This is a genomic window from uncultured Ruegeria sp., assembly GCF_947500045.1.
Classification (GTDB): Bacteria; Pseudomonadota; Alphaproteobacteria; order Rhodobacterales; family Rhodobacteraceae; genus Ruegeria.
This window is the reverse complement of record NZ_CANMQQ010000032.1, coordinates 1-1,624: the sequence shown is the minus strand read 5'-3', so window position 1 is coordinate 1,624 and position 1,624 is coordinate 1. Positions and strand designations below refer to the sequence as shown.

1 protein-coding gene is annotated in these 1,624 nt (G+C 55.9%); it reads left to right on the top strand.

What is annotated here, in order from left to right; genetic code table 11:
* Nucleotides 1–342 precede the first annotated feature (342 nt).
* Entirely contained in the window at nucleotides 343–1,560 is a 1,218-nt protein-coding gene (locus tag Q1B46_RS22120; protein WP_299952064.1) for an IS110 family transposase, read from the top strand.
* Nucleotides 1,561–1,624: the final 64 nt, after the last annotated feature.

Below are 1,624 nucleotides of genomic sequence, written 5' to 3'. Positions count from 1 at the left end.
CATGTGCCGTAGGCGACGCTTGATAAACCTGTGATCTTGTTCGACGATGTTGTTATTCGGCATGAATGATCGCGACGTTCCAATCGGAGGTTTTGAAGGCTTCGATGTGGATTACTATTGGTCCACCGGGATTGGGGCGTTGGGAGTACGAATGGCGGGCAGGCCGAAGTATCTGATGAGCTGTGATCTCGAGTTGTTATCTGGCCGCCCCTTCGACTTGCCCGCCGCTACCGGTGCTCGAACCGGTGGCGCACTTCGGTAGCGACCGCTGCGAGCGCGAATCCGTAGTTGTCGTGTAGCCCGCTGGCTCTCTTGGTTGCTGACCATGGAAAGGAGCCCGTTATGAAAATCATAGCCCTGGATGTGCATCGCACTTTCGCCCAGGTGGCGATCCTGGAGAATGGTAAGATCCGGGATGCCAGTCGCCTTGAGCTTGAATGCGAACAAATTCTGAAATTCGCTGAGCGGTTGAACGTGGACGATGAGATCGTCCTGGAAGCGACAGTCAACACAAAGGCCATATTCCGGCTGCTGTCGCCTTTTGTGAACCGTGTTGTCATCTCGAATCCTCTGCTCGTTCGTGACATCGCCTGGGCCAAAGTCAAGGCCGACAAGATCGACGCGAGCGTTCTGGCGAAGCTTCACGCCAGTGGCTTTCTGCCAGAAGTTTGGATGCCGGATGAAGAAACGGAACGGCTGCGTCGGGTCGTGGCTGAGCGGGTGCAACTGGTTTCCCAGATGACCCGTCTCAAGAACAGGATCCATTCGGTGCTGCATGCCAATCTGATCCCGCCGTATAATGCGTCTCTTTTTACAAAGCGTGAAAGGAAATGGCTGGAGGCACAACCTGTCGAGCAAGACCAGCGCCGCGTCATCCTCCGTCATGCCAGCGAGCTGGACCGTCTCGGTTGCGAACTCAAACAGATCGACGAAGATCTCGCACAAACAGCGCTTCAGGAGCCGCGCGTGAAACAGCTGATGACAATCACTGGCGTGAACATGGTCGTTGCTTTGAGTGTTCTGGCCGCTATTGGCGATATCGGGCGCTTCTCGTCTCCGGAGAAACTCGTCAGCTATTTCGGTCTCAATCCGCGGGTACGCCAATCCGGTGACAAAGCGGCATATCACGGCCGCATCACCAAACAAGGTAGATCGCGTGCGCGTGCGATGCTGGTTGAGGCGGCATGGTCGGTCTCTCGTACGCCCGGGCCGCTCAGAGCCTTCTTTCGGAGGATCAGGGAAAGGCAAGGCAACCAAATCGCAGCGGTGGCGACGGCGCGCAAACTGACAGTGGTCATCTGGCACATGCTCTCCAAGGGCGAAGAATACATTTGGAGCCGTCCCGCTCTGTTGGACTGGAAGCTCAGAAAGCTGGAACTGACGGCTGGCTACCCCTCTCACCGCGGTGGGGGAACGAAAGGCTCAGCTGCCGACTACAGCCTCAAATCAGTGCGCGATCGAGAGAGAGAAGCTGTCGGTCACGCCGAAGAAGTTTACCGGCGTTTCGTCATAAAGTGGAAACAGAAATCTCCGATGGCAAAGCCCGTCGCACCTCAGTAGCTCACCCAAAGACAAGGGCGCGGTGCCTCAAAAAGTTCTTGTCAAATACATCCGTCAAATATTT

Excerpts from the sequence above, each read along its gene's own strand:
- Q1B46_RS22120 (WP_299952064.1), top strand. The coding sequence starts at position 343 with ATGAAAATCATAGCCCTGGATGTGCATCGCACTTTCGCCCAGGTGGCG.